This is a genomic window from uncultured Tenacibaculum sp. (genome assembly GCF_947502995.1).
Lineage (GTDB): Bacteria > Bacteroidota > Bacteroidia > Flavobacteriales > Flavobacteriaceae > Polaribacter.
Map to the genome: position 1 here is coordinate 1 of NZ_CANNBW010000045.1, position 3,680 is coordinate 3,680.

Genomic DNA, 3,680 nt, shown 5'->3' on the forward strand with positions numbered 1-3,680 from the left:
GGCGCTACATCTAAGTATAACTCAACGGTGTTATACACTGTGCTTCCTCCTGAAATTCCTGAACCTGATGCAGTATCGATAGTTAAAGTAGCATTGTCAACGGTGTTACCTGTACTACATCCAAACTGAACTGCACTTGGTGCTACAACACTTAATAATGGATTATCATCTACTATAACTCCGGTAACGTCTGTTGAACATCCATTTGCTCCAGTTAATGTTACTGTATATGTTCCGGCTGGTACATTAATAAAGGCGCCACTTCCTGCATCGTAAACTCCTTGTGTTCCTGTTAAAGGACCTCCAACTGTACGAACTAAACTATAAGTAAATGGTGTTAAACCTGCTGTCGCTGTAACTTCAATACGTCCTGTAGCACTTCCGTTACAGGTAGCATCAATAGCATTTACTGTAAATGCTGGATCAACTGGTGCAACAACTTCAAATGTCTTGCTAACAACACAGCTGCCTGAACCTGTATCTGTAACTCTAACTGTATAAGTTCCTAATGGAGTACCCAATGGTAAATTAAAGTTACTGCTTACTCCTGTTCCTGCAACTATAGTTCCTGTAGCAACATTGGTAGAACTTGGATCTTCAACTACATAACTGTAGCTTCCTGTTCCTGAACTAACTTCAATACTGTATTCTGCTCCTGTAGCACAAGTTAAAATGCTTACTGGAGTAACATCAAAGTCTAAATCTGAATTAATCGTAATATTCTGGGTTGATGGTGAACATCCGTTTGTGTCTTCAAAAGAAACAGTATAAGTATCTGCTACTAAACCTGTAAAAGTGAAAGGCCCTGATCCTGTTAAGGTAAAACTTGAACCTAATGCACCGCTTAATGTAGCTGTATAAGTTCCAGTAGTAGCTCCTGTTACTGTTACTGTAACTTCACCTAAATCAGCAGTACAAGCATTGTCATTCTTTGAAACTGAAAATGTAGGATCTTGACTTACTGTTAAATCAACTGGACCGACAGTATTAGTACAAGAATTCCCATTACTATCTGTTATAGTCACAGTAATTCCTGTAACTGGATTTAAATTATTAGTAACATCAGAATATGCAAATTCAATTGTATTTCCTGTTACTAAAGCATCTGCTGGTGTAAAGTTAGTAGCAGTAGTTACACTATATGTATATGGAGGAGTACCCCCCGTTACATTTTCTACTCTTATGACACCATTTCTATTACAAGTAATATTTTCTACTACTACTAAATTTCCTGCAATTGGTGGAGTTTCTAGAATTTGATAATCTGGACTACCCCAACTACATTCCGTAGCTAAACCTGGTGTTGCTGCAGGAATACTAATAACAATATAATAAAGTCCATCTGGTAAACCTGTTATATTAATTGGACTGGTATTCGTTTGACTTCCTGTGATAGGAGTTGATAATGGTGCATCAGTATTCGCATCGAATAATTCCCAACTTATTGTTTCTCCAGTTAAAATTCCTGAAGTATCATTAATCGTGAAAGTTAACTCTCCATTATTTGTTCCATTACATTGATTTCCTATTACTGAACCTGTTATTGTTACATCAGCAAAAGAAGTATCTATTGGATCATTATTTTGTTCAACACAATCATCTGTAAAGACACCTGTGGTTCCTCTTTCGTCTCTTACATAAAAATCGTAATTAACACCAGGTACTAATCCTGTAAACTCATAAGTAGTAGGATCCCCAGTATTTGAAGATAAACCTGCTGCTGGTGAGAAATCATTAATTGAGAATAAATAAGGACCTGTACCTCCTACAGCTTGAACTGTTACAGTATAACCGTCAGCACAATTACCTTGAGGTACAACATTAACTACTAAACCACTAACATTAAATGGAATTATAAATTGTCCATAAGTCTCAATACACTTAGTATTACCAGATACTGAATCTACAATTCTTAATGCAGGAAAAACAATATCTCCTGGATTATATCCTCTAATCTGACCTGTAGTAAATGGTAACCAAGTAGCTCCATTATCTACACTATACTGAAGAATGTCTGGTGTAAAATCAGCTGGTGTAACACCTGTAAAATTAAATCCTGTATTTGCTGGATCTAATGCTCCACATGTAGGTGGTGGAACTCCTACAACATTTAACACTAAAGGATTTGGATCTGTTAAAGTTACAGATTGTGAATCTGTACAACCTAAACCATCAGTGATATTAACCGTATATGTTTCCGCAGGTAAATTAGGGAATGATAACGATGTTCCTGTAAAATTATTAACTGTTTGTAACAATCCTCCTGAGTCTGATAATGTAATTGTATGAGGAATTCTTCCATTAGTAACAGTAACGTCAATACTTCCATTATCTCCATTACATGCTGGTTGATTACCTGTTAAAGATATTCCTACTGCTACTACAGTATCAACTACTACATCTTCTATTACGTAAGTACAACCATTACTATCTCTTACGAATACATCATATGTTCCTCCTCCAGCTACAATAGGATTTGTTGCTGAGAAAGTTCCTATTGGAGCTCCCGCTGGAGTTGCTGTACTAATCTCTGCTGAGAAAGTATATCCACCTGAACCTCCAACTGGAGTAATACTTATTTCTCCATTAGAACAACTAGCATCTGTTACTACAGCTGTTGCTGTAAGTTGAGGCAAAATTGTAGTATTAACTGTATCTGTACATCCTTTATTATCAATAACTTCTACTGCATATGTATTGGCTCCTAATCCTGAGAATGTATGTGTGCTTCCTGTTACATTAACAAATGCTCCACTGTCTAAACGTACTCTAAACGGTGCTTCTCCACTTGTAATATTTACTACAATATTTCCATTGCTTCCTGTATAACATGCAATTGGTGTAGCTGTGAAAACTACTGGATCGAAATTGTTTATAGTAAAACTTGTTGTAGCTCTACATCCATTATCATCTGTAACTCTAATTGTATGTGTTCCTGCTGGAATGTCAGTTAAGTTTGTAATGAAAGCTCCTGCTCCATTTAATTGGTAATCATAAGTATATGGTGGAGTACCTCCAGTTACATCTCCTTCAATTGTTGCTCCGGTAGCTGGATCACAAGTTACCTCTTTTAATACATTAGCTGTTAAACCTGTTAAAGCACTTGGCTCTGTTATACTTACATTATTTACGGTAACAACACATTGTGTTCCTGCTGATGAAACTGTAGATGAACGAACTTCAACTGTATAGTTTCCTGCTCCTAATGTAGTAGCTACTGTTAATGGACTTGTTGTGTTTCCTGTTACCCAACCTGCTCCATCAATATTATATTCAAATGATGCTCCAAAGTTAGTAGCTGTTATAGTAATCTCTCCATCTGTATCTCCATTACATGAAACTGCTGAACCAACTGCGCTTGCTGTGAATTCTTGATTGTCTAAAACTACAACTGCGATATCGGTAGTACATCCGCTTCCGTAGTTAACTTCAACTGTATAACTTCCTACAGCTTGACCATTGAAAACTCCTGTACCATTTGTAGTAACTGTAGCTCCTGTTGAATCTAATAATTCATATGTGTAAGTTCCTGCTGGTGTAGGTGTAATTGTTATATTTCCTGTACCATCACAGTTATAAACAATTGATTCACTTAACGTTGGCACTGCTGGTAAATCAGCAATTGTAACTGTATCTGTAAAACCACCACATCCGTTAGTATCCTCTATAAGAACATCATA

At 36.5% G+C, this 3,680-nt stretch carries 1 protein-coding gene; it reads right to left on the reverse strand.

Annotation, left to right across the window (positions count from 1 at the left end):
* Positions 1–3,680, reverse strand: a 3,680-nt coding sequence (locus Q1A46_RS20630; protein ID WP_299683536.1) for a hypothetical protein, incomplete at both ends; no start/stop codon positions are given.